The sequence below is a fragment of the Pseudomonas mucoides genome (genome assembly GCF_015461845.1).
In the GTDB taxonomy this organism is placed as follows: Bacteria; Pseudomonadota; Gammaproteobacteria; order Pseudomonadales; family Pseudomonadaceae; genus Aquipseudomonas; species Aquipseudomonas mucoides.
In genome coordinates, this window is the sequence record NZ_JACOPW010000004.1 from 372,396 (window position 1) to 398,645 (window position 26,250).

General features: G+C 59.0%; 27 protein-coding genes and 1 other RNA gene. 7 read left to right on the plus strand and 21 right to left on the minus strand.

What is annotated here, in order from left to right:
- Nucleotides 1–4: 4 nt before the first annotated feature.
- The 9 genes from mraY to rsmI form a co-directional block, all read right to left on the minus strand.
- Nucleotides 5–1,087: a phospho-N-acetylmuramoyl-pentapeptide-transferase gene (gene mraY, locus H8F22_RS20450; RefSeq protein WP_027922688.1), complete on the minus strand. Its 1,083-nt coding sequence runs from the start codon at nt 1,085–1,087 to the stop codon at nt 5–7.
- Nucleotides 1,087–2,454 (minus strand): UDP-N-acetylmuramoyl-tripeptide--D-alanyl-D-alanine ligase, encoded by a 1,368-nt coding sequence (locus tag H8F22_RS20455; RefSeq protein WP_194940613.1) that lies wholly within the window; start codon nt 2,452–2,454, stop codon nt 1,087–1,089. Before H8F22_RS20455 ends, mraY begins: the two co-directional genes overlap by 1 nt.
- Nucleotides 2,447–3,910, minus strand: a complete 1,464-nt coding sequence (locus H8F22_RS20460; RefSeq protein ID WP_194940614.1) for a UDP-N-acetylmuramoyl-L-alanyl-D-glutamate--2,6-diaminopimelate ligase — start codon at nt 3,908–3,910, stop codon at nt 2,447–2,449. The genes H8F22_RS20455 and H8F22_RS20460 overlap by 8 nt, the downstream gene beginning before the upstream one ends.
- The gene (locus H8F22_RS20465; protein WP_172825972.1) at nt 3,910–5,649 is read right to left on the minus strand and encodes a peptidoglycan D,D-transpeptidase FtsI family protein; all 1,740 of its coding nucleotides are present in this window, start codon (nt 5,647–5,649) and stop codon (nt 3,910–3,912) included. Before H8F22_RS20465 ends, H8F22_RS20460 begins: the two co-directional genes overlap by 1 nt.
- Nucleotides 5,649–5,942 (minus strand): cell division protein FtsL, encoded by a 294-nt coding sequence (ftsL, locus tag H8F22_RS20470; RefSeq protein ID WP_027922684.1) that lies wholly within the window; start codon nt 5,940–5,942, stop codon nt 5,649–5,651. Before ftsL ends, H8F22_RS20465 begins: the two co-directional genes overlap by 1 nt.
- A complete protein-coding gene (rsmH, locus tag H8F22_RS20475) occupies nt 5,939–6,886 on the minus strand; it encodes a 16S rRNA (cytosine(1402)-N(4))-methyltransferase RsmH (RefSeq protein WP_027922683.1) in 948 nt (315 codons plus the stop codon). Before rsmH ends, ftsL begins: the two co-directional genes overlap by 4 nt.
- Entirely contained in the window at nt 6,883–7,338 is a 456-nt protein-coding gene (gene mraZ, locus H8F22_RS20480; RefSeq protein WP_008147486.1) for a division/cell wall cluster transcriptional repressor MraZ, read from the minus strand. Before mraZ ends, rsmH begins: the two co-directional genes overlap by 4 nt.
- 355 nt (nt 7,339–7,693) lie before the next feature.
- An RNA gene (gene rnpB, locus H8F22_RS20485) (RNase P RNA component class A) lies at nt 7,694–8,047 on the minus strand.
- 75 nt (nt 8,048–8,122) lie between these two features.
- On the minus strand, nt 8,123–9,028 hold the full coding sequence (gene rsmI / locus H8F22_RS20490) for a 16S rRNA (cytidine(1402)-2'-O)-methyltransferase (protein ID WP_170219129.1): 906 nt from the start codon (nt 9,026–9,028) through the stop codon (nt 8,123–8,125).
- Nucleotides 9,029–9,204: 176 nt separating this feature from the next.
- Here rsmI and H8F22_RS20495 point away from each other — a divergent pair, with 176 nt between their 5' ends.
- The 4 genes from H8F22_RS20495 to H8F22_RS20510 all read left to right on the plus strand — a co-directional run bounded on the left by H8F22_RS20495 (nt 9,205) and on the right by H8F22_RS20510 (nt 12,654).
- Entirely contained in the window at nt 9,205–11,016 is a 1,812-nt protein-coding gene (locus tag H8F22_RS20495) for a penicillin-binding protein activator (RefSeq protein ID WP_027922681.1), read from the plus strand.
- A complete protein-coding gene (locus H8F22_RS20500; protein WP_194940615.1) occupies nt 11,016–11,378 on the plus strand; it encodes a YraN family protein in 363 nt (120 codons plus the stop codon). The genes H8F22_RS20495 and H8F22_RS20500 overlap by 1 nt, the downstream gene beginning before the upstream one ends.
- Nucleotides 11,379–11,482: 104 nt before the next feature.
- On the plus strand, nt 11,483–12,076 hold the full coding sequence (locus tag H8F22_RS20505; RefSeq protein WP_008025961.1) for a phosphoheptose isomerase: 594 nt from the start codon (nt 11,483–11,485) through the stop codon (nt 12,074–12,076).
- The gene (locus H8F22_RS20510) at nt 12,073–12,654 is read left to right on the plus strand and encodes a BON domain-containing protein (RefSeq protein WP_027922679.1); all 582 of its coding nucleotides are present in this window, start codon (nt 12,073–12,075) and stop codon (nt 12,652–12,654) included. The genes H8F22_RS20505 and H8F22_RS20510 overlap by 4 nt, the downstream gene beginning before the upstream one ends.
- Nucleotides 12,655–12,770: 116 nt before the next feature.
- On the opposite strand, the gene H8F22_RS20515 is transcribed toward H8F22_RS20510, so the two are convergent.
- The 7 genes from H8F22_RS20515 to rplM form a co-directional block, all read right to left on the minus strand.
- Nucleotides 12,771–13,184 (minus strand): ClpXP protease specificity-enhancing factor, encoded by a 414-nt coding sequence (locus H8F22_RS20515; protein ID WP_007943725.1) that lies wholly within the window; start codon nt 13,182–13,184, stop codon nt 12,771–12,773.
- Nucleotides 13,185–13,200: 16 nt separating this feature from the next.
- Nucleotides 13,201–13,818 (minus strand): glutathione S-transferase N-terminal domain-containing protein, encoded by a 618-nt coding sequence (locus tag H8F22_RS20520; RefSeq protein ID WP_027922678.1) that lies wholly within the window; start codon nt 13,816–13,818, stop codon nt 13,201–13,203.
- A gap of 150 nt (nt 13,819–13,968) precedes the next feature.
- The gene (locus tag H8F22_RS20525; protein WP_027922677.1) at nt 13,969–14,751 is read right to left on the minus strand and encodes a cytochrome c1; all 783 of its coding nucleotides are present in this window, start codon (nt 14,749–14,751) and stop codon (nt 13,969–13,971) included.
- The gene (locus H8F22_RS20530) at nt 14,751–15,962 is read right to left on the minus strand and encodes a cytochrome b (protein ID WP_027922676.1); all 1,212 of its coding nucleotides are present in this window, start codon (nt 15,960–15,962) and stop codon (nt 14,751–14,753) included. The genes H8F22_RS20525 and H8F22_RS20530 overlap by 1 nt, the downstream gene beginning before the upstream one ends.
- A complete protein-coding gene (gene petA, locus H8F22_RS20535; protein WP_123435083.1) occupies nt 15,962–16,555 on the minus strand; it encodes a ubiquinol-cytochrome c reductase iron-sulfur subunit in 594 nt (197 codons plus the stop codon). The genes H8F22_RS20530 and petA overlap by 1 nt, the downstream gene beginning before the upstream one ends.
- Before the next feature lie 269 nt (nt 16,556–16,824).
- Nucleotides 16,825–17,217: a 30S ribosomal protein S9 gene (gene rpsI / locus H8F22_RS20540; RefSeq protein WP_002555064.1), complete on the minus strand. Its 393-nt coding sequence runs from the start codon at nt 17,215–17,217 to the stop codon at nt 16,825–16,827.
- A gap of 14 nt (nt 17,218–17,231) precedes the next feature.
- Nucleotides 17,232–17,660, minus strand: coding sequence for a 50S ribosomal protein L13 (gene rplM / locus H8F22_RS20545; protein ID WP_007905295.1), 429 nt, complete (start codon nt 17,658–17,660; stop codon nt 17,232–17,234).
- A 245-nt stretch (nt 17,661–17,905) separates the two neighbouring features.
- Between rplM and H8F22_RS20550 the strand changes: the two genes are divergently transcribed.
- A complete protein-coding gene (locus H8F22_RS20550) occupies nt 17,906–18,946 on the plus strand; it encodes an NADP(H)-dependent aldo-keto reductase (RefSeq protein ID WP_027922674.1) in 1,041 nt (346 codons plus the stop codon).
- A gap of 103 nt (nt 18,947–19,049) precedes the next feature.
- Here H8F22_RS20550 and H8F22_RS20555 read toward each other — a convergent pair whose 3' ends face one another.
- A complete protein-coding gene (locus H8F22_RS20555) occupies nt 19,050–20,186 on the minus strand; it encodes an acyl-CoA dehydrogenase family protein (protein WP_059182177.1) in 1,137 nt (378 codons plus the stop codon).
- Between the two features lie 243 nt (nt 20,187–20,429).
- Between H8F22_RS20555 and H8F22_RS20560 the strand changes: the two genes are divergently transcribed.
- A complete protein-coding gene (locus H8F22_RS20560; RefSeq protein WP_172825971.1) occupies nt 20,430–21,326 on the plus strand; it encodes a GlxA family transcriptional regulator in 897 nt (298 codons plus the stop codon).
- 196 nt (nt 21,327–21,522) lie between these two features.
- On the opposite strand, the gene zapE is transcribed toward H8F22_RS20560, so the two are convergent.
- From zapE to H8F22_RS20575, 3 genes are all read right to left on the minus strand, one after another.
- Complete coding sequence (gene zapE / locus H8F22_RS20565; RefSeq protein ID WP_027922671.1) at nt 21,523–22,617, minus strand: cell division protein ZapE; 1,095 nt, start codon at nt 22,615–22,617, stop codon at nt 21,523–21,525.
- Between the two features lie 91 nt (nt 22,618–22,708).
- Nucleotides 22,709–24,064: a tryptophan--tRNA ligase gene (locus H8F22_RS20570; RefSeq protein ID WP_059182176.1), complete on the minus strand. Its 1,356-nt coding sequence runs from the start codon at nt 24,062–24,064 to the stop codon at nt 22,709–22,711.
- A 24-nt stretch (nt 24,065–24,088) separates the two neighbouring features.
- Complete coding sequence (locus H8F22_RS20575) at nt 24,089–24,718, minus strand: alpha/beta hydrolase (protein WP_027922669.1); 630 nt, start codon at nt 24,716–24,718, stop codon at nt 24,089–24,091.
- Between the two features lie 144 nt (nt 24,719–24,862).
- Between H8F22_RS20575 and H8F22_RS20580 the strand changes: the two genes are divergently transcribed.
- The gene (locus H8F22_RS20580; protein WP_027922668.1) at nt 24,863–25,297 is read left to right on the plus strand and encodes a YhcB family protein; all 435 of its coding nucleotides are present in this window, start codon (nt 24,863–24,865) and stop codon (nt 25,295–25,297) included.
- 196 nt (nt 25,298–25,493) lie between these two features.
- On the opposite strand, the gene H8F22_RS20585 is transcribed toward H8F22_RS20580, so the two are convergent.
- Entirely contained in the window at nt 25,494–26,198 is a 705-nt protein-coding gene (locus tag H8F22_RS20585; RefSeq protein ID WP_059182174.1) for an OmpA family protein, read from the minus strand.
- Between the last annotated feature and the right edge of the window lie 52 nt (nt 26,199–26,250).

Genomic DNA, 26,250 nt, shown 5'->3' on the forward strand with positions numbered 1-26,250 from the left:
GTTTCTACCTCAGCTTCAGGGTGGCAAGGCCGACCAGCACGAGAATCACGGTGATGATCCAGAAACGGACGATCACGCGTGGCTCAGGCCAGCCCTTGAGTTCAAAGTGGTGGTGAATCGGTGCCATGCGGAACACGCGGCGACCGGTCATCTTGAAAGAAGCAACCTGGATGACCACCGACAGGGTCTCCATCACGAACACACCGCCCATGATGAACAGGACGATTTCCTGACGGACGATCACCGCGATGGTGCCCAGCGCGGCGCCCAGCGCCAGTGCGCCGACGTCGCCCATGAACACTTGAGCCGGATAGGTGTTGAACCAGAGGAACCCGAGGCCCGCCCCGATCAGCGCACCGCAGAACACGATCAGTTCACCCGCGCCCGGTACATAAGGAATCAGCAGGTATTCAGCGAATTTCACGTTACCCGACAGGTAGCAGAAGATCCCCAGACCGCCGCCGACCATCACGGTCGGCATGATCGCCAGGCCATCGAGGCCGTCAGTCAGGTTGACCGCGTTGCTCGAGCCAACGATCACGAAGTAGGTCAGGACGATGAAGCCTGCGCCCAGCGGAATGCTGTAATCCTTGAGCATCGGCAAAATCAGGGTGGTTTCTACCGGGGTGGCCGCGGTCATATAAAGGAAGACCGCAGCGCCCAGACCGAACACCGACTGCCAGAAGTACTTCCAGCGACTCGGCAAGCCACGGGAGTTCTTCTCGATCACTTTGCGGTAATCGTCGACCCAGCCGATGGCACCGAACAGCAACGTCACCAGCAGCACGGTCCAGACATAACGGTTGCTCAGATCAGCCCAGAGCAGGGTGCTGACGCCGATGGACGACAGAATCAACGCACCGCCCATGGTCGGCGTACCCGACTTGGACAAGTGCGACTGTGGACCGTCGTTGCGAACGGATTGGCCGATCTGACGGTTCTGCAGGGTGCGGATCATCCACGGGCCATAGCACAGCGACAAGACCAGCGCGGTCAGCACACCGAGAATCCCGCGCAGGGTCAGGTACTGGAAGACCGCGAAGCCTTTGTAGAACTGTTGCAGATACTCCGCTAGCAGCAGCAGCATTAATGTTTCTCCAGACTGGACCCGCACAAAGCGGCGACGATGTTTTCCATCGCAGCGCTGCGCGAACCCTTGATCAAAATGGTGGTATTGGTGTCTTGCTCGGCGCCCAGCGCCTTGATCAGTTCAGCCTGAGTGCTGAAGTGAAAGGCCTGTGGACCGAAAGCGTTTACGGCGTGAACCATCATGGGTCCGACGGCATACAGCGCAGATACTTTGCCGCGGGCGTATTCGCCCACATCGCGGTGCCCCTGCTCCGCCCAATCGCCCAACTCGCCGATATCCCCGAGCACCAGAACGGTGCGACCGGAAAAGCCGGCGAGTATATCAACGGCAGCGCACATGGAGGTCGGGTTTGCGTTGTACGTGTCATCAATCACGCGCATGCCGTTGGTGGCCAATTGCGCGACAGAGCGGCCCTTGACCGGTTGCACGGCGGCCAGGCCGGTGGCAATGCCGAACAGCGACACGCCCAAGGCATGAGCGGCTGCGGCAGCGGCCATGGCGTTGGCGACGTTATGCGTGCCGAGCAGGTTCAATTGAACACGCTCCACACCGTCAGGCGTGTGCAGGTTGAACGCCGGGCAACCACGAGCGTCGCGGTCCAGGTCGCTGGCATAGAAGTCGGCGCTGAGGTTGCTCAGGGCGAACGTCAGCACTTTGCGACCGGCAGCGCGGGTCTTCCAGATTTCAAAAGCCTTGTCGTCGAGATTAAGAACGGCGATGCCATCGGCCTCAAGCCCTTCGATAATTTCGCCTTTGGCTTCAACGATTTTTTCCGGCCCGCCAAACTCGCCAACGTGGGCAGTCCCGGCGTTGTTGAGGATGGCCACGTGGGGTTTGGTCATGCCCACGGTGTAGGCAATTTCGCCAAGGCGCGAAGCACCGAGTTCGATCACGGCGGCGGTGTGTTCCGGCGCGAGTTCGAGCAAGGTCAGCGGCACGCCGAGGTCGTTGTTCAGGTTGCCACGGGTCGCCAGTACCGGACCGCGCGTGCGCAGGATGCTCGCAAGCATCTCCTTGACCGTGGTCTTGCCGCTGGAACCGGTGACGGCTGCAACCGGGTGGGTGAACGCGGCACGGTTCAATGCGCCCAGTTGACCGAGCGCTTGACGAGTGTCCTTGACCAGCAGTTGTGGCAACGCGCTGTCAGCGACTTCACGCTCGACCAGCGCCGCTACGGCACCTTTGTCGGCCACGTCGTTCAGGTAGTCATGACCGTCGAAACGCGGGCCGGTCAGGGCAACAAACAGTTGGCCGGGCTTGATCGCACGACTGTCGATGCTGACGCCATCAAATGTGGCATCCGCATTGAGCAGTTGGCCATTCAATGCCCCGGTCAGCTCGCTCAGTTTCAAGGCTTTAAGCATGGGCCACCTCCCACGCGGTCAGGGCATGATCGGCCTCGACCAGATCGGAAAAATCGTGACGCTCGCCGTTGATTTCCTGATAGTCCTCGTGACCTTTGCCGGCCAGGACAATCACGTCATCCGCCGAAGCGCTGGCGATCAATTGGGCAATCGCCTGGCCACGACCGGCCACGAACGTCACTTTATCCACAGCCGTGAAGCCGGCGCGGATGTCATCGAAGATTACTGACGGGTCTTCGGTGCGAGGGTTGTCATCGGTGACCAGTACGCCGTCGGCCAGACGCTCGACCACTTCGGCCATCAGCGGACGCTTGCCGCGATCACGATCACCGCCGCAACCGAACAGGCACAGCAAGCGACCCTTGGCGTGTGGACGCAGGGCCATCAGGACTTTTTCCAGCGCATCCGGGGTGTGGGCGTAATCGACCACCACCAATGGCTGAGTACCGCCACCGAGGCGCTGCATGCGACCGGCCGGGCCTTCGAGCTTCGGCAGGACGTTGAGAATTTCGTCCAGCGCATAATCCAGACCGAGCAACGCGCCGACGGCGGCCAGCACGTTGCTCAGGTTGAAGCGACCGAGCAAGGTGCTGCGCAAATGGTGCTCGCCCTGCGGCGTCACCAACGTGGCGCGCACACCTTCGTCATCAAATTGCGCTTCACGGCAATACAGGTAGGCGCTGCTGTCTTCGAGGCTGTAGGTGATCAAACGCGACTCACGCTTTTCGGCGGCCAGTTGCCGGCCGAAGTCGTCGTCGAGGTTCACCACCCGGCACTTCAAATCATTCCAGGCAAACAGCCTGGCCTTGGCTTCGCCATAGGCCTGCATGGTGCCGTGGTAATCAAGGTGATCGCGGGACAGGTTGGTCATCACCGCCACATCAAACGCCAGCGCCGTGACGCGGCCCTGATCCAGCCCGTGGGACGAGACTTCCATGGCGACCGCTTTGGCGCCGGCCTTTTTCAGGTCGGCCAGGGTCGCTTGCACGGCGATTGGATTCGGCGTGGTGTGCAGGCCGCTTTCCAGCGCGCCGTGGAAACCGCAGCCCAACGTGCCGACGATGCCGCAATGTTGGCCAAGCAGATCAAGCGCCTGGGCTACCAATTGGGTCACGCTGGTTTTGCCGTTGGTGCCGGTCACACCCACCAGGTTCAAATGACGGCTCGGGTCGCCATAAAAGCGCCCGGCGATGTCCGACAGCTGTGCGGCCAGGCCTTTGACCGGAATCATCGGCACGTCGGTGATCGGCAATACGGTCGAGCCTTCGACTTCATACGCCACCGCGGCAGCGCCGCGTTGCAGCGCGTCGGCGATGTGCGCACGACCGTCGAAACGCCCGCCAGGAACAGCGAGAAACAAGTCGCCAGCGCGCACGTTGCGGCTGTCGAGCGCCAATTCGCGGATCAATAGATCGCGGCCAGCGTGGGCGAAAATTTTATTCAGACTTAGAGACATCAGCCGCGCCCTCCATTGGCTTTCAGCGGAACAACGGGAGTCGCGTTCGCGGTTTGTGTCGGCGGCAGGTTGTCCGGCGTGATGTTCATCAGGCGCAGCGTCCCGGACATCACTTTGCTGAACACCGGCGCCGAGACCAGACCACCGAAGTAACCGGCCTTGGTCGGTTCGTCGATCACCACGACGATGGCGTAACGCGGATCGCTCATCGGGCCGAAGCCGGCGAACAGCGAGCGGTAAGAGTTCTCGGCGTAGCCCTTGGTGCCCACCGACGTTTTACGTGCAGTACCCGACTTGCCGGCCACGTGATACGCCGGCACCTGCGCACGGAACACACCGCGCGGCGCTTCGATGACCTGGGTCAGCATGCCTTGCATGGTTTTTGCGACGGCTTCCGGCAGCACTTGCGTGGTCTGCGGCGCCTTGTCGGTTTTGATCAGGGTCAGCGGCGCGAGACGACCGTTGTTGGCCAGCGCCGAGAAGGCGTGCACCAGCTGGATCGCCGTCACGGAAATACCGTAGCCATAGGACAGCGTGGCGGTTTCAGCCTTGCGCCATTCGCGGTAGTTCGGCAGGTTGCCGACGCGCTCGCCCGGGAAGCCGAGGCCGGTGTCCTGGCCGAGGCCGACTTTTTGCGCCAGACGGAAAATCGTTTCGCCGCCGATATCGAACGCGACCTTACTCATGCCGACGTTACTGGAATTGATCAGAATCCCGGTCAGGTCGAGCACCGGGCCTTCGGTCTTCGAGACGTCCTTGATGGTGTACTTGCCGATCTGCAAGGAGCCTGGGTACACCTCGACGGTATCGCTCGGTTTCCAGCGGCCGGTCTCGATGGCGGCGCTCATCGAGATCGCTTTCATGGTCGAACCCGGTTCGAACACGTCGATCATCGCGCGGTTACGCATCATCGCCGGTTGCAGGTTGCGACGGTTGTTCGGGTTGTAGGTCGGCTGGTTGACCATGGCAAGGATCTCGCCGGTCTTCACGTCCATGATCACCAGGCTGCCAGCCTTGGCGCCGTTCTCGATGATCGCGTTACGCAGTTCGCGGTTGGCCAGGTATTGCAGGCGCAGGTCAATGGACAACGCCAAGGGCTTGCCGGCCTTGGCGTTTTTGGTGACCTGGACATCCTTGATCAGCCTTCCGCGCCGGTCCTTGATGACCTGACGCTTGCCGGCGACCCCGGCGAGCCATTCGTCATAAGCCAGTTCGACGCCTTCACGACCGTGGTCATCGATGTCGGTAAATCCGACCATGTGCGCGGTCACTTCACCGGCCGGGTAGAAACGCCGGAACTCTTCAATGCCGTAGACGCCCGGTACTTTCAGGTCGAGCACTGACTGGCCCTGCTCGGGGGTCAGCCCACGCACCAGATAGATGAATTCTTTGTTGGCCTGGGCTTCGAGACGTTCAGCCAGGGCTTTCGGGTCCTGACCCAGCGCTGCCGCCAGTGCCGGCCATTTTTCCTTGGCCGTTTGCATTTCCTTGGCGTTGGCCCACAGCGTGGTGACCGGCGTACTCACGGCCAAAGGCTCGCCGTTACGGTCGGTGATCAGACCACGGTGAGCCGGGATAGGAATATGACGAACACTACGCGCATCGCCCTGACCTTTAAGAAAGGCACGGTCGATGACTTGCAGGTCGATGATGCGCCAGGAGATCGCCGCAACCATGATGCCGAGCAGCCCCAGCACCACGCGAAAACGCCATGGGAACATTGCCCCTTCGAGTTTCATCATGGCGTCACCATCTGCACTTCAGCGGCGCCAGGAATGCGCATCTTCAGTTGTTCGGTGGCCAGCACTTCGATACGGCTGTGGGCGGTCCAGGTGCTCTGCTCGAGAATCAGGCGGCCCCACTCGGCCTGCGCCTTGTCGCGCACGCTCAGCTCGTTGTACAGCGAGTTCAACAGCTGACGGTTCCAGTGAGCGCTGTACGACACGCCGATCGCCGAAACAAGCACGGCCACAAACAGCAGCAGCATGAAAAAGCTTCCGCCGGGCAGTGGCTTGGCGAAAAGCTTGCTCACCGCAGCTTCTCCGCGACGCGCATGACGGCGCTACGGGAACGTGGGTTGGCTTTGAGTTCGGCCTCGGAGGCGGACTGCGCTTTGCCATGGATTTTGATGATCGGTTCGAAGGCGACGTGACGCACCGGCAGATTGCGCGGCAGGTTGTCGGCTTCACCTTTAACCAGTTTGCGCATGAACAGTTTGACGATGCGGTCTTCCAGCGAGTGGAAGCTGATGACGACCAGGCGGCCGCCGACTTCCAGGCATTCCAGCGCCGCTTCGAGGCCGGCTTCCAGATCGCCCAATTCGTTATTGACGTGAATGCGCAGGCCCTGGAACGCACGGGTCGCCGGGTTCTTGCCCTTTTCCCACGCCGGGTTGGCGACTTTCAGGACTTCGGCCAGGTCGGCGGTGCGCTCGAACGGCTTGATGTCGCGGCGCTCGGCGACGGCACGGGCCATACGACCGGAGAAACGTTCTTCGCCGTACTCTTTGAACACACGAGCGATTTCTTCGACCGGCGCGGTGTTGACGAACTCGGCAGCGCTGATCCCGCGGGACGGGTCCATGCGCATGTCCAGCGGGCCGTCATTGAGGAAACTGAAGCCGCGCTCAGGGTCGTCGAGCTGCGGCGAAGACACGCCGAGGTCGAGCAAAACGCCGCTGACCTTGCCGGCCAGACCGCGGTCGGCGACTTCCGAACCGAGCTCGGCAAAGCTGCGCTGCACAACGACAAAGCGGCCGTCTTCGGCCGCTAGCGTCTGCCCGGTGGCAATGGCTTGAGGATCCTTGTCAAATCCGAGCAACCGGCCATCAGGCCCCAGCTGACTCAAGATCAGCCGGCTGTGACCGCCGCGCCCGAACGTACCGTCCAGATAGCAGCCATCAGGACGTACGGCGAGAGCCTCGACGGCTTCGTCAAGCAGTACGGTGATGTGGTTAAAGCCGCTATCAATAGTCACAGGATCAAATCACGCAGTTCATCAGGCATGGCGCCCGGTTGTTGAATAGCAGCCAGGTCAGCGGCAGAAACCGCATCCCAGGCATCCTCGTCCCACAATTGGAACTTGTTCAGTTGGCCTACCAACATCGCGCGCTTATCCAACTTGGCATATTCACGAAGACGCGGTGGAACCAGAAAACGACCACTGCCATCGAGCTCGAGGTCGACGGCATTACCAATCAGTAAACGTTGCAGGCGGCGGTTCTCTTCGCGAAGCGAAGGCAGTGCGCGCAGTTTGGTTTCGATAATTTCCCACTCATCGAGGGGGTAAACACACAAACATGGATCAACGGCATCGATTGTGACGATTAACTGACCGGAACTACGCGAAACGAGCTCGTCACGGTACCGGCTCGGCATGGCGAGACGGCCCTTTGCATCGAGACTGATAGCGTTAGCTCCGCGAAACACGTCAGCGTTTCTCCAAATTTTAGCGTTTTACGTTCAAAAAACCCACTTCATGCCACTTTCCGCCACTTGCGCACACTATAGGAATGCGGCCACCGCACCGTCAAGGCGCGGATTAAAGGAAAACCCTTACAGAACTGAGATTTAGGAGCACAGAAGGAGGTGTTACGGGAATCTGACGTGTCATTCGACCCAATAACTTGAATCAGCACGGATGGCTGCGTTCGAAAGTTAAAGTAGTTTGTTAAGAGTAAGATTTTTTTGGTATTACGAAAGTGCTTCTGCTGATGATTCTGAACGGAGGGAAACTGCCATCACTGGCGCCCTGTTCAACGATTCAAACAGGGAGGGGAAAAAGGTGGAGAGTCGATCTGTAAGCCGGGTTCTGTCTTGAACAGTCATTCGTCTACGATGGCCATCACTGGACATCTTTAGCAACCTACCCGGTCCCAGCGCGGGCCACGCCTTGGGACCCTATTTGGTCTTGCTCCAAGTGGGGTTTACCTAGCCACGAACTGTTGCCAGACGTGCGGTGCGCTCTTACCGCACCTTTTCACCCTTACCGGCGCCGAAGCGCTTAGGCGGTTATTTTCTGTGGCACTTTCCGTAGGCTCACGCCTCCCAGGCATTACCTGGCACTTCGCCCTATGGAGCCCGGACTTTCCTCCCCCCCCTAATTCTCATAGAGGGCAGCGACTGTCCGATCGACTCTCCGCCGCGAAGGTTAACGGCAGAGCGGCCGAAGAACAAGCGCTAAACGCCTTTGGCCCCTCCTGCACGTCGGGTTTTACTCGCCCTTCTGTTTATCCAGTGCGACCTGATACAGCACATTCTTGCGCTCGCCGGTGATTTGCGCCGCCAATGCCGCTGCACGCTTGAGCGGCATTTCCTCTAACAACAAATTGAGGATGCGCATCGCTTCGCTGCTGACGGCGTCCTCGGTCTCAGGCGCAGCCCAGCCAGCCACCAGCACCACACACTCACCGCGCTGCTGATTGCTGTCCGACTCGACGAACTCGCGCAACTCGGCCAATGGCAGGCCTTTAAGGGTTTCAAAGGTTTTGGTGATTTCCCGAGCCAGCAACGCCTGACGCTCACCACCGAACACCAGCTCCATGTCTTGCAGGCATTCAAGGATGCGGTGCGGGGCTTCGTAGAAAATCAGCGTGCGTGGTTCTTCCTTTACCAGTTCAAGACGAGCGCGACGACCGACAGCCTTGGCCGGCAGGAAACCCTCAAAAATGAACCGGTCGGATGGCAAACCCGCTGCCGACAGCGCCGCGATCAAGGCGCAAGCTCCCGGCACCGGCACCACATTGATCCCCGCAGCACGGGCCTGACGCACCAGGTGATAACCGGGATCGGAAATCAGCGGCGTGCCGGCGTCGGAGATCAGCGCTACATCGTCACCGGCCAGCAGGCGGGTGATAAAGCGGCTACCTTCATCCCGCTCGTTGTGTTCGTGACAGGCGGCCAACGGTGTCGGGATACCGAAATGCTGCATCAAACGCTGGGAGTGACGCGTGTCTTCGGCAGCAATCAACGCGACGTCGCGCAGGATCTTCAGCGCACGCGCACTGATGTCGTCCAGGTTGCCGATGGGCGTCGCCACCACATAAAGCGAGCCAGCAGCGGAATTCAAAGCACCTGGAGCAGTCAAAGCGCACACCTCATGATCGGTAAAAGGCGACATTGTAGCGCGTAGCGGCGCTTGCGATACGTCTGGCCCTTGACGGGTTTTTCCGCCATTTGTGCAGTGCTGCAACATTTACACGAGCTAAATTGATCGATTCACGCCAGTAACATCGCGCCCCGGCCAGTGCTTGGGTACAATTCCACGCTAATTTGATCGAGTATCAGGAACACTACATGATCGCTTGCCTGCGGCTGTTCACTGCCCTCTGCCTCGCTGCCTTGCTGGCGGCTTGCGCCAGCTCGCCCTCCTCCAGCCTTGGCGAACTTCCACGGACCCCGGATGCCAGTATCGAGCAACTGCTCGAGCAGGCGAATCAAAGCAAGGATCCGGAAAAAGCCGCCCTGTTGCGCTTGAGCGCAGCGGACGCAGCCTACCGACAAGGGAATGCCGGCCAGTCCGCGCAAATCCTGCAGTTGGTTCCGGTCGAGCAACTCAAGCCTGGCCCACAAGTCTTCGCCAGCACGCTGGCGGCGGAACTGGCGATGGTGCGCAACCAGCCCAAAGCGGCACTGACTGCCTTGAGCCATCCGAGCCTGCAACACCTGAGTGAATTGCCCGTCGAGCAACAGGTTCGCACGGGTACTGTTCACGCTCGCGCCCTTGAAGCCGATGGCCAGACGCTCGCCGCCGCACGGGAGCGTATTTTCATCGCGCCGATGTTGAGCGGTGAAGCAGCCAGCAAAAACCACGAAGCGATCTGGACCCTGATCGCCTCACTGCCTACCGAGCAGCTGCAACCCACCACCTCCGACGACCTCGGTGGCTGGATGGGCCTGGCGCTGGCCGTGAAATCGGCCGGTACGCTGGAACAACAGCAAGCCGCGATTGATAACTGGCGCGCGCAAAACCCTAAACACCCTGCCGCCGTTCATCTGCCGCAGGCACTGACCAACCTCAAGGAACTGGCCAGCCAGCCCCTGAGCAAGATCGCCCTGCTACTGCCACAGGACGGCCCGCTGGCCTCGGTCGGCAAAGCATTGCGCGAAGGTTTCATGGCGGCTCACTACCAGGCACAACAAGCCGGGCAGAAGCCACCGGCCATCGAGTTCTATGACAGCTCGAAGCTGACGTCGATGGACGAGTTCTACCGCAAGGCCCAGGCCGATGGCGTGCAACTGGTGGTTGGCCCGCTGGAGAAGCCGCTGGTCAAACAGCTTAGCTCGCGTCCGCAACTGCCAATCACAACCTTGGCACTGAACTACAGCGAAGGCGAACAAGGCCCGGCCCAACTGTTCCAATTTGGCCTGGCGGCTGAAGACGAAGCCCGCGAAGTGTCTCGCCGCGCTCGTGCCGATGGCCTGCATCGCGCCGCGATCATGGTGCCAAAAGGCGAATGGGGCGATCGTGTACTCCGCGCCTTCAGCCAGGACTGGCAGGCCAACGGTGGCAGCATCGTCGCCACCGAACGCGTCGACCAACCGGTTCAACTGGCCCAGCAGATTGCTGACATGTTCCAGCTGCGCCAGAGCGAAGGCCGCGCGAAAAGCCTGCAAAGCACCGTAGGCTCGCAGGTCGCTGCCCAGCCTTCACGTCGCCAGGACATCGAGTTCATCTTCCTGGCCGCCACTCCGCAACAGGCCCAGCAGATCAAACCGACCCTGAACTTCCAGTACGCAGGCGATGTGCCGGTTTACGCCACCTCCCACGTGTTCAGTGCCAGCGGTGACGTCAATCAGTACAACGACATGAACGGTATTCGCTTCTGCGAAACCCCGTGGTTGCTGGATGCCAATGATCCACTGCGCAAACAAGTGACAGCACAATGGCCACAAGCCGGCGGCAGCCTCGGTCGCCTGTATGCCATGGGCGTCGATGCCTACCGTCTGGCGCCACGCCTGGGGCAACTCAAGGCCTTGCCGGACAGCCGCATCTCGGGCCAGTCGGGCAGCCTGGGCATGACCCAGAACCAACGCGTCGTGCGCCAGTTGCCTTGGGCCCAGTTCGTCAACGGCCAGGTTCAACGCCTGCCTGACACCCCGAACTGATGCCTGACAGGTCACGCCAGCAAAGCGGTCAAGATGCCGAGCTCCATGCGCTCGAGCATCTTCAACAACACGGTCTGCGCCTGCTGGCGCAGAACTGGTTGTGTAAACGCGGCGAGCTTGATCTGGTCATGCTTGATGGCGATACAGTAGTATTCGTTGAAGTCCGCTACAGAAAAAATACCCAATGGGGTGGCGCGCTCGATAGCATCGATGAGCGCAAACGGCAGAAACTGATTTTCGCCGCGCAGTATTTTCTTCAGCGCGAGTCGCGTTGGGCCAATTCCCCTTGCCGCTTCGACGTGGTTGCCATCGACAGCAATCTTGATCAGTTGAACTGGATTCAGAATGCCTTCGACAGCTGATCGCTTGCGCCCCGAACCGGACACCTACACCCAACACTTTTGCTCTTTGCTTTGCGGGCTGCACATTCATGTGCCGAGTAGCCGCGCTAATTAAGGTCACACAGATGGACATGCAATCCCGAATTCGCCAGCTTTTTCAGGCCAGTATCGACACCAAGCAAATGGCGATGGACGTACTTGCACCGCACATCGAGCAAGCCAGCCAAGTGATGGTCAACGCCCTGCTCAATGAGGGCAAAATGCTTTCCTGCGGCAACGGCGGCTCCGCTGGCGACGCCCAGCACTTTTCGTCAGAGCTGCTCAACCGCTTCGAACGTGAGCGCCCGAGCCTGCCAGCCATCGCGCTGACCACCGACAGCTCGACGATCACCTCGATTGCCAACGACTACAGCTACAACGAAATCTTCTCCAAACAGATCCGCGCCCTCGGCCAGCCAGGCGATGTATTGCTGGCGATTTCCACCAGCGGCAACTCGGCAAACATAATTCAGGCGATCCAGGCCGCACATGATCGCGAAATGATTGTCGTAGCATTGACCGGTCGCGATGGCGGCGGCATGGCGTCACTGCTATTGCCCGAGGATGTCGAGATTCGCGTACCGGCCAATGTCACCGCACGTATTCAGGAAGTCCACCTGCTGGCGATCCATTGCCTTTGCGATCTGATCGACAGCCAACTGTTCGGGAGTGAAGAATGACCCCTAATCGCCTAGGCCTGATGGCCTTGACCCTGTGCCTGATCGGCATCAGCGGCTGCACCTCGGTGGTTAACGCCAGCCGTGAAGCGCCGATTGAAGATGACCGTGGCACACGCACCTTCGGCAGCAAGATCGACGACTCCCTGATCGATACCAAAGTCGGCGTCAACGTGGCCAAGGCCGACCCGGCCCTGGACAAGGATTCGCACATTGTCGTTACCAGCTTCAATGGTGTGGTGCTGCTCGCCGGGCAGACGCCTCGCGAAGACCTCAAGGCCAAGGCCGAGCAGGCCGCAGCCGCTGTGCAGCGGGTAAAAACCGTGCACAACGAATTGCAGATCCTGCCGCCCTCCTCGCTGCTGGCACGCCAGAACGACGCCTGGCTGACCACCAAGATCAAGACCCAGATGCTCGCAGACGCCAACATCCCCGGCTCGCGCATCAAGGTGGTGACCGAAAACGGCATCGTCTACTTGCTAGGCCTGCTGACCAAACAGGAAGCTGCTCAAGCGACCAATCTGGTACAAGGCGTTTCCGGCGTGCAGAAGATTGTGAAGCTGTTTGAGTACATCGACTGATTCCCACCTGTAGGAGCACGGCTTGCCGGCGATGGCGTCTTTGAATCGCCATCGCGAGCCAGCTCGGCTCCTACGGAAGTAATAAAAAAGGCGATCCATCCGGATCGCCTTTTTTATTACTTCACCACTTTCAAACTGGGTCGACCGCTGGGACGCGGCGGCTCGCTGTCGGGTGGCGGAATATCATCATCCGGCTCAATCTCTTCTTCGTCTTCCATAGGCGATTCCAGATCGAACACCATGCCCTGACCGTTCTCCCGGGCGTAAATCCCCAGGATCGAGGCGATAGGCACGTACAGGGTGTGTGGCACACCGCCGAAGCGCCCTTCGAAGCTGACCGCCTCGTTGTCCATGTGCAAATGCCGCACGGCTTGTGGCGACACGTTCAAGACGATTTGACCGTCACTGGCAAAGCCCTGAGGCACCTGCACCGATGGGTATTCCGAATTGACCAGCATGTGCGGGGTGCAATCGTTGTCCACAATCCACTCGTAGAGCGCGCGGACCAGATAAGGTCGACTGGAGTTCATAGCGGCTCCTTAAGCCTTAGCGCATATCGCGTTCGACACCAGACAGACTTGCCTGGAAAGCCTCACGCGCAAACGAGCGCTCCATATAATCAAGCAGCGGCTTGGCAGGCCGCGGCAGTTCAATACCCAAAATCGGCAAGCGCCAGAGTATTGGTAATAGGCAGCAGTCCACCAGACTTTGTTCCTCACTGAGGAAAAACGGCTTGTCGGCGAACAGCGGCGACACGCCCGTCAGGCTCTCGCGCAGCTCTTTACGAGCGACGACGCGGGCTGCTTCCTTGGTCTTCGAATCCAGGATCAGATCCACCAGGCCACACCAGTCGCGCTGAATACGATGAATCAGCAGACGGCTGTTTGCACGCGCCACAGGATAAACCGGCAGCAAGGGCGGGTGCGGGTAACGCTCATCCAGATATTCCATCACCACGGTCGACTCCCACAACGCCAGGTCACGATCGACCAGGGTGGGCAGGCTTCCGTAAGGGTTCACCTCAATCAGTTTAGGCGGCTGGCGACCAGCTTCCACGTAAATGATCTCGGCGCTGACACCCTTCTCTGCAAGTACGATACGCACTCGGTGGGAATAGTGGTCGGCGGGGTCGGAGTAACAGGCCAACCGATTGGTCACGCCCATGGCGGTCCTCCTCGCTTGTTGAAATTATCGAAAGCGGAAAAACGAGCGCGCCCAGAGGACGCCTCCCGTAACGCCTGGATCACCAGACTCGTTACACCTTCAGAGGCGCCCTTGGGCGCGCGCGATTAACAGCAACTGCTTGAATCTTTATCAGTGCACATCTTTCCAGTATTCGCGCTTGAGCAGATAAGCGAACACAAAGAAGAACGCCAGGTACAGCAAGACGTAAGTACCAATGCGCTGATGTTGCAACTTAACCGGGTTAGCCGAGTAAGCCAGGAAGGTTACCAGATTCTTGACCTTCTCATCGAACTGCTCTTCGGTCAGGGCACCCGTTTTCGGCACGATGGTCATTTGATCACAGGCTTCATGCGTCAAAGGCGTACCGGTCAGCGGGTCAAACTGCTTCTTGCCGTCTTCGACGATCTGAACCTGCTTGCAACCGATGATCTGACGACCTTGCAGGCCCGCCAGGACGTTAGGCATACCGACGTTCGGGAAAACCTTGTTGTTCACGCCCCATGGACGCGACGGATCTTCGTAGAACGACTTCAGGTAGCCATAGAGCCAGTCAGTACCGCGAACACGAGCCACCAGCGTCAGATCAGGCGGAGCCGCGCCGAACCAGGCCTTGGCGTCTGCCGGCTGCATGCCGATGCTCATGTGGTCGCCAATCTTGGCGCCGGTGAATACCAGGTTCGAGAGCATCAGCTCATGGGGAATGCCCAGGTCATCCGCAACGCGCTCGTAGCGCTGGAACTTGGCGCTGTGGCAGCCCATGCAATAGTTGGCAAAGGTACGTGCACCATCTTGCATGGCAGCCTTGTCGGAAACGTCGATGTCGACCTTTTCCAGCTCAGGACCACCATGTTCAGCCGCGAAGGACAGGACAGGCAAAGCAGCAAAAATCAGCGCAAAAAATAACTTTTTCATCAGCCAGTCACCCTTTCCGGAACCGGTTTGGTCTTCTCGAGCCTGGTGTAGAACGGCATCAGAATGAAGTAGGCGAAGTACAGGAAGGTACAGACCTGCGACAGCAACGTCCGCTCAGGAGTCGGGGCCAACACGCCCAGCACGCCAAGGATCACGAACGAAATGCAGAACACCCACAGCCAGATCCTGCTCAGCCAGCCTTTGTAGCGCATCGACTTGACGGGGCTACGGTCCAGCCACGGCAGGACGAACAGCATGGCGATCGACGCACCCATGGCAATAACACCCATGAGCTTGTCCGGGATGGCCCGCAAAATCGCGTAGAACGGAGTGAAGTACCAGACCGGAGCGATGTGCTCTGGGGTCTTGAAGGCGTTCGCCACTTCGAAGTTCGGTTTCTCGAGGAAGTAACCACCCATTTCCGGGAAGAAGAACACGATCGAGCAGAAGATGAACAGGAACACCACCACGCCGACGATATCTTTCACGGTGTAGTACGGGTGGAAGGCAATGCCGTCCAGCGGTACGCCGTTTTCGTCCTTGTGTTTCTTGATGTCGACGCCGTCCGGATTGTTCGAACCGACTTCGTGCAACGCCAGAACGTGCAGCACCACCAGACCGAGGATCACGATCGGCAACGCAACAACGTGCAGGGCGAAGAAGCGGTTCAGGGTAATACCGGAAATCAGGTAGTCACCACGGATCCACTGGGTCAGGTCGTTACCGATGACCGGGATCGCACCGAACAGCGAGATGATCACCTGGGCACCCCAGTAGGACATCTGGCCCCACGGCAGCAGGTAACCCATGAAGGCTTCAGCCATCAGCGCCAGGTAGATCAGCATGCCGAAGACCCACACCAGCTCACGCGGCTTCTGGTACGAACCGTAGAGCAGGCCACGGAACATGTGCAGATAAACCACGATAAAGAACGCCGAGGCGCCAGTGGAGTGCAGCAGACGCAGGATCGAGCCGTACTCGACGTCGCGCATGATGTATTCGACGGAAGCAAACGCCTCTTCTGCCGACGGGGTGTAGCTCATGGTCAGCCAGACACCGGTGACGATCTGGTTAACCAGAACGAGCAGTGCCAGGGAGCCAAAGAAATAGAAGAAGTTGAAGTTCTTCGGGGCGTAGTACTTGCTGAGATGGTCTTCCCACATTTTGGTCGCGGGAAAGCGCGCATCAACCCAATCCATGAACTTGCTCATCACGCTTTCTCCGTATCGACGCCGATGACAATGATGTCGTCGGTCTCATAGGAATGCGGGGGAACTGGCAGGTTCAAAGGCGCAGGTTGCGACTTGTAGACGCGGCCAGCCAGATCGTAGTGGGAACCGTGGCACGGGCAGAAATAACCGCCTACCCAGTCCTTGCCCAGATCAGCAGGTGCCACTTCGGGACGGAAGGTCGGCGAGCAACCCAGGTGTGTGCAGATACCGATCAGCAGCAGTACTTCTGGCTTGATCGAACGCGTTTCCGGGTCGACATAAGTCGGTTGTGTCGAGTTCTTGGAGTCTGGGTCAGACAGCTGGCCCTCGATCTTTTTCAGATTCCCCAGGATTTCCGGAGTACGGCGGACAATGAATACCGGCTGGCCGCGCCACTCAGCAATCATCTGCTGGCCTGGCTCGATTTTGCTGACATTCACTTTCACCGGTGCACCCGCGGCTTTCGCCTTGGCACTGGGAAACCATGACCCCACGAACGGGACCGCAGCCCCCACCGCTCCTGCAGCACCCACCACGGATGTGGCTGCTACCAAGAAGCGACGCCGGCCTGCATTCACGCCGTCATTGCTCATTCAGTCCTCTCCCATCAGCTTTTGTGGCCTGTTAAATCAGGCATCTACTAAGTAAATCTATGTACTTATAAAAATTTTGCCGAATGGTAATGAAAAGCCCCAATTCTGACAAGGTAATTACCCAAGGGCTCCACTGCCAAGCCTTGCAGTATAGGGGCTCTACGGCTGTGGCAAGTTGTCACAGCGCAATTCTTTGATAAATCGCACGCATAAAAAAACGCCCAGCTCCGTGAGGAGACTGGGCGTTCTTTTTTGAACGTGAAAGCGAATTAACGCTTCGAGTACTGCGGACGCTTACGCGCTTTACGCAGACCGACTTTCTTACGTTCAACTTCACGAGCATCGCGAGTAACGAAGCCAGCTTTGCGCAGAGCGCCACGCAGGGTTTCGTCGTACTGCATCAGTGCGCGAGTGATACCGTGGCGGATTGCGCCAGCTTGACCACTTACACCACCGCCGATCACGGTGACGTAGATGTCGAACTTCTCGACAGTCTCAGTCAATTCCAGCGGCTGACGAACTACCATGCGGGCAGTTTCGCGGCCGAAGAAATTATCCAGCGAACGGTTGTTGATGGAGATGTTACCAGTACCCGGACGCAGGAAAACGCGTGCGGTTGCGGTCTTGCGACGGCCAGTGCCGTAATTTTGAGTCGCCGACATAATGAACTATTCCGTTAAAACTTCAGTTCTTGGGGCTGCTGAGCAGTATGAGGGTGTACAGCGCCCGCATAGACTTTCAGCTTACGATACATGTCGCGACCCAGCGGGTTCTTAGGCAGCATGCCTTTGACCGCGGTCTCGATCACGCGCTCAGGGGCTTTAGCGATCAGCTTTTCGAAGTTGATCGACTTGATGCCGCCCGGGAAACCGGAGTGGGAGTAGTAGATTTTGTCGGTGGTTTTAGCACCGGTTACACGAATCTGCTCGGCATTGATAACGACGATGTAATCGCCGGTGTCAACGTGAGGAGTGTACTCAGCTTTATGCTTGCCACGCAGACGGCTCGCGATTTCGGTGGCCAGACGACCCAGGGTCTGACCTGCAGCGTCGACGACAAACCAGTCGCGCTGTACTGTTTCCGGTTTAGCAGTAAAAGTTTTCATTCTTTATAGCCTCAGGGGCCGCCCTGTAAATTAGACGGCGGATCTTACTGAATAGTGCGTACTTTGACAAGTCAAAGGCAGCCGGATACAGACGCTTTCGGGGGCTCGGGTCGGCGCGTCCGTTCAACGGCAAGATTCTTCGGCGGCGGCGCATCACTTCCACTGCAGAAAGAGGTGCGCAATTATGCAGATTGCGAAAAATAATTCAACCTGCTTTTATGATTGTTTTGCCCAAGGAGTACCCGATGGACTATCGCCAGCTAGGCAGAACCAATCTGAATGTGAGCGCCATCTGCCTCGGAACCATGACCTGGGGCGAGCAAAACAGCGAGGCTGAAGCCTTCGCGCAGATTGAACGGGCCAAAAGTGCCGGGATCAATTTCATCGACACTGCCGAGATGTACCCGGTGCCACCCAAGGCCGAAACCTACGCCACCACCGAGCGCTACATCGGCAATTACTTCAAAAGTCGCGGCGATCGCGCCGACTGGATCCTCGCCAGCAAGATCGCCGGCCCCGGCAATACCATCGATTACATCCGTGATAAAAACCTGCGCCACAACCGCCAGCACATCACCGAAGCCGTGGACGCGAGCCTGAAACGCCTGCAAACCGACTACATCGACCTCTATCAACTGCACTGGCCGGAACGCAGCACCAATTTTTTCGGACAGCTGGGCTACAAGCACAAGAGCGAAGCCAACCTCACGCCGCTGGAAGACACCCTCGAAGCGCTGGACGAGCAGGTCAAGGCCGGCAAGATCCGCCACATCGGCCTGTCCAATGAAACACCATGGGGCACCATGCGCTTCCTCGCCCTGGCCGAAGCCCGTGGCTGGCCGCGCGCCGTGTCGATCCAGAACCCGTACAACCTGCTCAACCGCAGCTTCGAAGTCGGCCTGGCAGAAATTGCCATTCGCGAACAATGCGGCTTGCTCGCTTATTCGCCGCTGGCGTTCGGTTTCCTGTCGGGCAAGTACGAAGGTGGCGCTCGCCCACCAAAAGGCCGCCTGAGCCTCTACAGTCGCTTCAGCCGCTATTTCAACCCACAATCGGAAGCAGCGTGCAGCCGTTACGTGGCACTGGCCCGTGAACACGGCCTGGACCCGGCGCAAATGGCATTGGCATTCGTGACCCAGCAACCGTTCGTCACCAGCAACATCATTGGCGCGACGACGATGGAGCAACTGGAGAGCAACATCGCCAGCTTCGATTTGAAACTGTCGGATGAAGTGCTGGAGGGGATTGAGGCGATTCACAAGGATCACCCGAACCCTGCACCTTGATTGATCCTTAAAACCAATCGCGGGCAAGCCCCGCTCACACAGGTTCGGTTATTCCTGTGGGAGCGAGGCTTGCCCGCGATGGCGCCAGTTCAGTCAATGCAGATCAAAGCGAACGCGCAATAATCTCCTTCATGATTTCATTGGTCCCCGCATAAATCCGCTGCACCCGCGCATCCGCCCACGCCCGGGCAATCGGGTATTCCCACATAAAGCCGTAGCCGCCATGCAACTGCACGCACTCATCGAGTACCTTGCATTGCAGGTCCGTGCCCCAATACTTGGCCATCGCCGCCGTCGGCACGTCCAGCTTGCCTTGCAGGTGCAACTCCAGACAGCGATCGACGAAGACTCGGCCAATCTGAATTTCGGTGGCCATCTCCGCCAGCTTGAAGCGCGTGTTCTGGAAATCGGCAATCGCCTTGCCGAACGCCTTGCGTTCGCGGGTGTAGTCCAGCGTCCATTGCAACGCAGCCTCAGCCGACGCCAGCCCGCCGATGGCCACGGTGAGGCGTTCTTGCGGCAATTCCTGCATCAGGTAAGCGAAGCCCATCCCGGCCTGCCCCAACAGGTTTTCCTTGGGCACCCGAACGTCCTGAAAGAACAATTCCGACGTGTCCTGCGCCTTCATCCCGACCTTTTCCAGGCGCTTGCCCTTGTCGAAGCCGGGGGTGCCGGCCTCGACCAGAAACAGACTAGTGCCCTTGGCGCCGGCCTTCGGATCGGTCTTGGCCACGACAATTACCAGGTCCGCCAGAAAGCCGTTGGTGATGAAGGTTTTCGAACCGTTGATGATGTACTCGTCGCCATCCAGCACCGCCGTGGTCTTCACCCCTTGCAGGTCGGAACCGGCCCCCGGCTCGGTCATGGCGATCGCCGTGACCATCTCGCCGGACACCAGTTTCGGCAGGTATTTGTGCTTCAACGCCTCACTGCCGTAATGCAGGATGTAAGGCGCCACAATGTCCGAATGCAGGGAGAAACCGATCCCGGTCAGCCCTAGGCGCCCGACCTCTTCGATCACCACCGCGCTGTACAAAAAGTCCGCGCCCAACCCGCCGTATTCCTCCGGCAGATGCGAACACAACATCCCCGCCTCCCCGGCCTTGTTCCAGAGTTTTCGGTCGATATAGCCTTGTTTTTCCCACTGTGCATGGAACGGAACGGCCTCTTTTTCGAGGAATGTACGCACGCTGTCGCGGAAAAGTTCGTGCTCGGAACTGAACAAGGTTCTGGGGATCATGCGGCACCTGTCGTTATTGTTAGAGGAATGGCCCTTCAGAGACTAAGCCTCACCTCCGACACAGGACACTGGACACATCAGACAAAAAATAAGACGATCCAGCCGTTTGATGACCACTTTCCCTTATAAAAATAAAGTTGAATTATGTCTAAGCACGTCTCCACGCCCCTGCGGCGCGTCAGCATCCTGGCGATCGACCGGGTTTTCGCTTCCACCCTCCTGCAAGCCAAAGATTTCTTCCATCTGGCCAGCCTACGCTATGGAAAACAGCTGGGCCAGGGCCTGACACCGGCATTTGAAACCCGGTTGGTCAGCCCCGACGGCAAGCCAGTGAATAGCTTCAGCGACGTGATCATCCCGGTAGACGGCGGCCTGGAAAACGCCGACATCATCATCCTCCCCGCCTTCTGGGACGACTTCGAGACGCTCTGCAAACGTTATCCGCAGGTCTTCCCGTGGCTGCGCGAGCAACATGCCCGCGGTGCGGTGCTGTGCGGCGAAGCCACAGGGGTGTTCTGGCTCGCCGAGGCCGGCCTGCTCAATGGCAAGGAAGCGACCACGTACTGGCGCTTCTTCAACGCGTTCGCCGAGCGCTACCCGCAGGTTCAGCTGAATCAGGACAAGCACCTGACCGACGCCGACAACCTGTATTGCGCCGGCGGTACCACCTCGGCCTGCGATCTCTACATCTACCTGATCGAGCGCTTCTGCGGCGCCAACGTATCGCAGGCCGTGGCGCGGGATATCCTCTACGAAGTCCAGCGCAGCTATTCCCCGGGACGGATTGGTTTTGGCGGCCAGAAGCTGCATCAGGACGTGATCATCCTGCAGATCCAGCACTGGCTCGAAGAGCACTTCGCCGACAAATTCCGCTTCGAAGACGTCGCCCGCGAACACGGCATGAGCATCCGCAACTTCATGCGCCGCTTCCAGACCGCGACCGGCGACAAGCCGCTGCATTACCTGCAACGCCTGCGCATCGAAACCGCCAAGGGGCTGCTGTCCGGCAGCCGCAAGAGCATCAAGACCATCAGTTATGAGGTCGGTTACGATGATGCAAGCTTCTTCGCGCGGCTGTTCCGCCAGCACACGGAACTGTCGCCGAACCAGTATCGGCAGCAGTTTCAGCAGGCGGCGTAATACTCAAATCCAACACATATCCAATGTGGGAGCGAGCTTGCTCGCGATTGCGGTGTGTCAGTCGACATCAATGTTGAATGTGAAACCGCCATCGCGAGCAAGCTCGCTCCCACAGGGTCCGCGCTGGATTCAAGGTCTGCTCAAGGCATAAAAAAGGGCCTGCAAATGCAGGCCCTTTTTTTGTGTCCGAATCGTCCTACGGCTTGTGCGCCCGGGACAGGAATTCGTGCGACTGCATTTCCAGCAGACGGCTGAGCGTGCGCTGGAACTCGAAGTTCAGGCGACCGCCGGTGTAGAGGTCTTTGAGCTCGACTTCGGCTGAAATGATCAGCTTGACGTTACGGTCATAGAACTCATCGACCATGTTGATAAAGCGACGGGCGATGTCATCCGTGGTGACGCTCATCTGCTCGACACCGCTGAGCAGCACGGCGTGGAAGATCTTGCCCAGTTCGATGTAATCGTTCTGGCTGCGTGGGCCGTCGCACAGTTCGCGGAAGTCGAACCAGGCCACGTCATCACACGTACGTACCGCGCGGATGGCGCGATTCTCGATCATCAGCACGTCATTTTCGACCGCGGCGGTGCATTCCGGCGTCAGTGCGCGGAAGCTCTTGCGCAGGCTTTCCTGAGCGGCTTCGTCCAACGGAAAGTGGAACAGTTCCGCTTGTTCAAGATGACGCAGACGGTAATCGACGCCGCTGTCGACGTTTACGATGTCGGTGTTCTGCTTGATCAGCGCGATGGCCGGTAGGAAGCGCGCGCGTTGCAGGCCGTCCTTGTACAGGCCGTCCGGCACGATGTTCGAGGTCGCGACCAAGGTCACGCCGTTCTTGAACAGCTCTTCCATCAGCGTGCCAAGAATCATGGCGTCGGTGATGTCGGAGACGAAAAACTCATCGAAGCAGATCACGCGCGACTCGTCGGAGAAACGCTTGGCGATGATGGTCAGCGGGTTTTTCTCGCCACCGAGGGTCTTCATCTCCTCGTGCACGCGCTTCATGAAGCGGTGGAAGTGAGTCCGGGTCTTTTCCTTGAACGGCAGCGCTTCGAAGAAGGTGTCGACCAGGTAAGTCTTGCCGCGACCCACGCCGCCCCAGAAGTACAGGCCCTTGACCGGCGCCTGCTCTTTCTTGCCAAACAGTTTGCCAAACAGGCCCGGCTTGCTCTGCGAGGCCGCGACCAGATCGTCGTACAGGCGCTGCAAATGGCGCACAGCAGTTTCCTGCGCGGCGTCATGGAAGAATTCCGGGCGCTTCAGATCAGCTTGATATCGTTCTAGGGGCGTCATAATTCGTTAGCAAGGCAACAAAAACGGGCCGTCACTGTAGCGACGGCCCGGGGGAATGGCAATCGGCCCTTGGTCGGGTCGAGCCGCTGTTTTATTCCTGAACCGGCGTCAACGCAACGCGCAGGGCGTCGATGGCGCCGTCACGCGCGGTGCTGTCGGCGAATGCCGGGCTGTCTGCCACACACTCGCCTTCCAGCCAGACACTGAAGCTCAGGTCTTCGCTGCGCAGGTCCAGAGGCTGGCCCGCTTGCAGTTGCTTGGTCACTTGCCCGGCGGTTTTGCCGTCGGCAAAGTTGCGCGACAACAGCAGTTGCTCGCCATCGGCCGCCAGCAGACGGAAGCGGAAACTGCCGTCGTCTTCACGGAAGCTGACAAAACGTGCTGCTTTCGCGGCTTTTTTCTTGGTAGTGGCCGCGACTTGAGTCTGCGCCACGAAAGAACGCAGGCCGACCGCTTCACGCAGTTCGTGGAGGAACGGTGTCGCCACGGCACGGGCCTTTTTGGCGCCGACTTGCAGCATGTCTTCCAGGTCCGCCGGGCGTTCGATCAACTGGTGATAACGCTCGCGGGACTCGCCCAGTTCGCTGTCCAGCAACTGGAACAGACGATTCTTCGCTTCGCCCCAACCCAGGCCCTGCAACAGTTCGCGGCGGAACTCGTCGGACTGCGCCGGGGTGGCAAATGCCTGGAACAGTGTGAACAGGTGCGAATTGTCCGGGTCTTTGGCTTCGCCCGGCGCGCGCGAATCGGTGACGATCCGCGAAATCGCGTCCTTCATCTCTTTGGCGCTGCTGAACAACGGGATGGTGTTGTCGTAGCTCTTCGACATTTTGCGACCGTCGAGGCCTGGCAGCGTGGCAACACTTTCTTCAATCAGCGCTTCAGGCATGGTGAAGAATTCTTTGCCCTGACCGAACAAATGGTTGAAGCGCTGACCGATGTCGCGGGCCATTTCCACGTGCTGGATCTGATCGCGACCGACCGGCACCTTGTGCGCGTTGAACATCAGGATGTCCGCGGCCATCAGCACCGGATAGCTGTACAAGCCCATGGTAATGCCTGCATCCGGGTCTTCGCCGGTCTCGACGTTCTTGTCCACCGAAGCCTTGTAGGCGTGGGCGCGGTTGAGCAGGCCCTTGGCGGCGACGCAGGTCAGCAGCCAGGTCAGCTCGGGGATTTCCGGGATGTCGGACTGGCGATAGAACGTCACGCGGTCCACATCCAGGCCACCGGCCAGCCAGGTCGCGGCGATTTCCAGACGCGAGCGCTGGATGCGCAGCGGGTCATCGCATTTGATCAGGGCGTGGTAGTCGGCCAGGAAGTAGAACGAATCGGCATTGCTGTCACGGCTGGCGACGATCGCCGGGCGGATGGCGCCGGCGTAGTTGCCCAGGTGTGGCGTGCCGGTGGTGGTGATGCCGGTGAGGATACGGGTACGAGTCGTCATGGGTAATCGCTTGTCAGACTGCAATCAATTCGAAAGACGCGGCAGGATCAGATCCTTGAGATCGGTCAGCTTGCCATGAAAAAAGTGTCCGCATTCTGCCACTTTCAGCAGCTCATGGGGACGCTCGAGTTTCGCGGACCAATCGTAGACGACTTGCGGGTCAATCACTTCGTCGGTTTCCGGCTGGATCAGGGTCAATTCGCCGTGTTGCGGCAGTTGATCCTGATCGCCCAGGCGCATGACAGCGGGCGCTACCATGAACACATGTTTCAGCTGTTCGCCCTTGGCTTCCAGGCGTCCGCCGAGACTGGCGGCAACAAAACCGCCGAAGGAGAAACCGAACAGGGTCAGTGGCAAATCTGGATGTTTGGCCCGCAGCCATTCGGCCACCGCCTCGGCATCGTCGACTTCGCCGGTGCCCATGTCGTGGGCGCCTTCGCTGGCACCGACGCCACGGTAGTTGAACCGCAAGGTAATCAAACCGGCATCACGCGCGGTGCGCTGCAGGGTCGACACCACTTTGTTGAGCATGGTGCCGCCCTGCACCGGGTTCGGATGGCAGATCAGCGCAATGCCGCGTGGCTGCTCATTATCGAGGTAAAGGGCTTCCAGTTGACCCACCGGGCCATCAATCACTACAGGGGTTTCGCGCATAAGCAAGGAAGGAACTCCGTGACCTCGAATCGGGTCGACTCGTCTAGCAATTTGTCTGTGCCAATCTATTGCGAGTGAATCGCGGTATACAGCGCAGGTTCGAGCCGTTAACGTAAAGCAAAGCCGTTTATAGAGGAAGGACTCGTGGAACACTCGCTCTTAGTTTGGTTGTTACCGACTCTTGCCCTGGTTGTGGGTGTCGCCATTGGATTCCTGATCGCTCGCCTGGTGCCAAATGCCGCGCCGAGCAGCACGCAACGTCAGCTGGATGACATTCAGGAACGTTTCGACAATTATCAGAATGAGGTGGTAACCCACTTCAACAGCACGGCCACCCTGGTCAAGAAGCTGACTCAGAGCTATCAGGAAGTGCAGGATCACCTCGCCGAGGGCGCCAACCGCCTGGCCCTGGACGAGCAAACTCGCCAGCGCTTGCTGGCCTCCTTGCACGCCGATGCGGCAACGGCCCCGCGTGAACGCCTGACGCCGCCGCGCAACCAGGAGCCGCCTCGCGATTACGCACCAAAATCCCCGAACGCGCCGGGCATGCTTGATGAGCATTACGGCCTGAAGAAGTAATCAGGTTTAGCGCAATACAAAAGCCCTCGGACGAGTGATTGTCCGGGGGCTTTTTTGTTGCTGATGTTTGGGTTGTCAGCACTGGCCTCATCGTCGGAACAAATCACACAAAAAAGCCCGCCCGATCTGTTGAGGATCGGGCGGGCTCTTTTTTTACGCCTGGGGTTCAGTCAGGTTGGTAAAGGTAAAACGGTTATTACTGAGGATACTGCTGACCCGGAATCGCTTTCAAGTTGACTTCAACGCGACGGTTCTGTGCCCGACCATTGGCATCACCGTTGCTGGCAATCGGATTATCCGGGCCGGCACCGCGAGCCGAGAGATTGGCACCGCTCACGCCTTGCGACGTCAGGTAAGTCGCCACGCTCTGTGCACGACGCTGGGACAGGTCCATGTTGTGCTGACGCGCGCCGGTGCTGTCGGTGTAGCCGACGATCTCGATCTGGTTCTGGTTGAACTCCTTGAGCGAGCCCGCCAGGTTGTTCAACGGCTGATAGAAGCTTGGGGCGATGTTCGCCGAATCGGTGGCGAACGTGATGTTGCCCGGCATGATCAGTTTGATCTGATCGCCCTGGCGCTGCACTTCAACCCCGGTGTTGGCCATGCTGGCGCGCAGTTTTTTCTCTTGCTGGTCGGCGTAGTAACCGTAACCGGCGGCGGAAGCACCCACCACCGCAGCGCCGATCAGCGCGCCCTTGCCACGGTTATCGTGGTTGATCGCGGCACCGGCCAAGGCACCCGCCAAGGCACCGAGGCCGCCGTATTTAGCGGTTTTGCTCATGCCTTCGGAGCCAGTATCAGCCTGCCCCTGAGGCTGGCCATTGTAAGGGTTGGGCGAAGCACAGCCCGACAGCAAGGCCACTGCGGTAGCGACAATAATCAAAGGACGCATGGTGAACATTAAGAGCTCCTACTTTTTGCATTCTGTGGTGCAACGGACTTAAGCATTGGAC

What these genes read in the sequence shown, in the direction of transcription:
- H8F22_RS20550 (WP_027922674.1), top strand. Translation starts at nt 17,906, where the DNA reads ATGGACTATCGCCAGCTAGGCAGAACCAATCTGAATGTGAGCGCCATC.
- H8F22_RS20455 (WP_194940613.1), bottom strand. Translation starts at nt 2,454, where the DNA reads ATGCTTAAAGCCTTGAAACTGAGCGAGCTGACCGGGGCATTGAATGGC.
- H8F22_RS20500 (WP_194940615.1), top strand. Translation starts at nt 11,016, where the DNA reads ATGCCTGACAGGTCACGCCAGCAAAGCGGTCAAGATGCCGAGCTCCAT.
- H8F22_RS20460 (WP_194940614.1), bottom strand. Translation starts at nt 3,910, where the DNA reads ATGTCTCTAAGTCTGAATAAAATTTTCGCCCACGCTGGCCGCGATCTA.
- H8F22_RS20465 (WP_172825972.1), bottom strand. Translation starts at nt 5,649, where the DNA reads ATGAAACTCGAAGGGGCAATGTTCCCATGGCGTTTTCGCGTGGTGCTG.
- H8F22_RS20515 (WP_007943725.1), bottom strand. Translation starts at nt 13,184, where the DNA reads ATGAACTCCAGTCGACCTTATCTGGTCCGCGCGCTCTACGAGTGGATT.
- rpsI (WP_002555064.1), bottom strand. Translation starts at nt 17,217, where the DNA reads ATGTCGGCGACTCAAAATTACGGCACTGGCCGTCGCAAGACCGCAACC.
- H8F22_RS20505 (WP_008025961.1), top strand. Translation starts at nt 11,483, where the DNA reads ATGGACATGCAATCCCGAATTCGCCAGCTTTTTCAGGCCAGTATCGAC.
- H8F22_RS20530 (WP_027922676.1), bottom strand. Translation starts at nt 15,962, where the DNA reads ATGAGCAAGTTCATGGATTGGGTTGATGCGCGCTTTCCCGCGACCAAA.
- petA (WP_123435083.1), bottom strand. Translation starts at nt 16,555, where the DNA reads ATGAGCAATGACGGCGTGAATGCAGGCCGGCGTCGCTTCTTGGTAGCA.
- rsmI (WP_170219129.1), bottom strand. Translation starts at nt 9,028, where the DNA reads ATGTCGCCTTTTACCGATCATGAGGTGTGCGCTTTGACTGCTCCAGGT.
- H8F22_RS20585 (WP_059182174.1), bottom strand. Translation starts at nt 26,198, where the DNA reads ATGTTCACCATGCGTCCTTTGATTATTGTCGCTACCGCAGTGGCCTTG.
- rplM (WP_007905295.1), bottom strand. Translation starts at nt 17,660, where the DNA reads ATGAAAACTTTTACTGCTAAACCGGAAACAGTACAGCGCGACTGGTTT.
- H8F22_RS20520 (WP_027922678.1), bottom strand. Translation starts at nt 13,818, where the DNA reads ATGGGCGTGACCAATCGGTTGGCCTGTTACTCCGACCCCGCCGACCAC.
- mraY (WP_027922688.1), bottom strand. Translation starts at nt 1,087, where the DNA reads ATGCTGCTGCTGCTAGCGGAGTATCTGCAACAGTTCTACAAAGGCTTC.
- H8F22_RS20525 (WP_027922677.1), bottom strand. Translation starts at nt 14,751, where the DNA reads ATGAAAAAGTTATTTTTTGCGCTGATTTTTGCTGCTTTGCCTGTCCTG.
- H8F22_RS20575 (WP_027922669.1), bottom strand. Translation starts at nt 24,718, where the DNA reads ATGCGCGAAACCCCTGTAGTGATTGATGGCCCGGTGGGTCAACTGGAA.
- H8F22_RS20510 (WP_027922679.1), top strand. Translation starts at nt 12,073, where the DNA reads ATGACCCCTAATCGCCTAGGCCTGATGGCCTTGACCCTGTGCCTGATC.
- H8F22_RS20570 (WP_059182176.1), bottom strand. Translation starts at nt 24,064, where the DNA reads ATGACGACTCGTACCCGTATCCTCACCGGCATCACCACCACCGGCACG.
- zapE (WP_027922671.1), bottom strand. Translation starts at nt 22,617, where the DNA reads ATGACGCCCCTAGAACGATATCAAGCTGATCTGAAGCGCCCGGAATTC.
- H8F22_RS20555 (WP_059182177.1), bottom strand. Translation starts at nt 20,186, where the DNA reads ATGATCCCCAGAACCTTGTTCAGTTCCGAGCACGAACTTTTCCGCGAC.
- H8F22_RS20495 (WP_027922681.1), top strand. Translation starts at nt 9,205, where the DNA reads ATGATCGCTTGCCTGCGGCTGTTCACTGCCCTCTGCCTCGCTGCCTTG.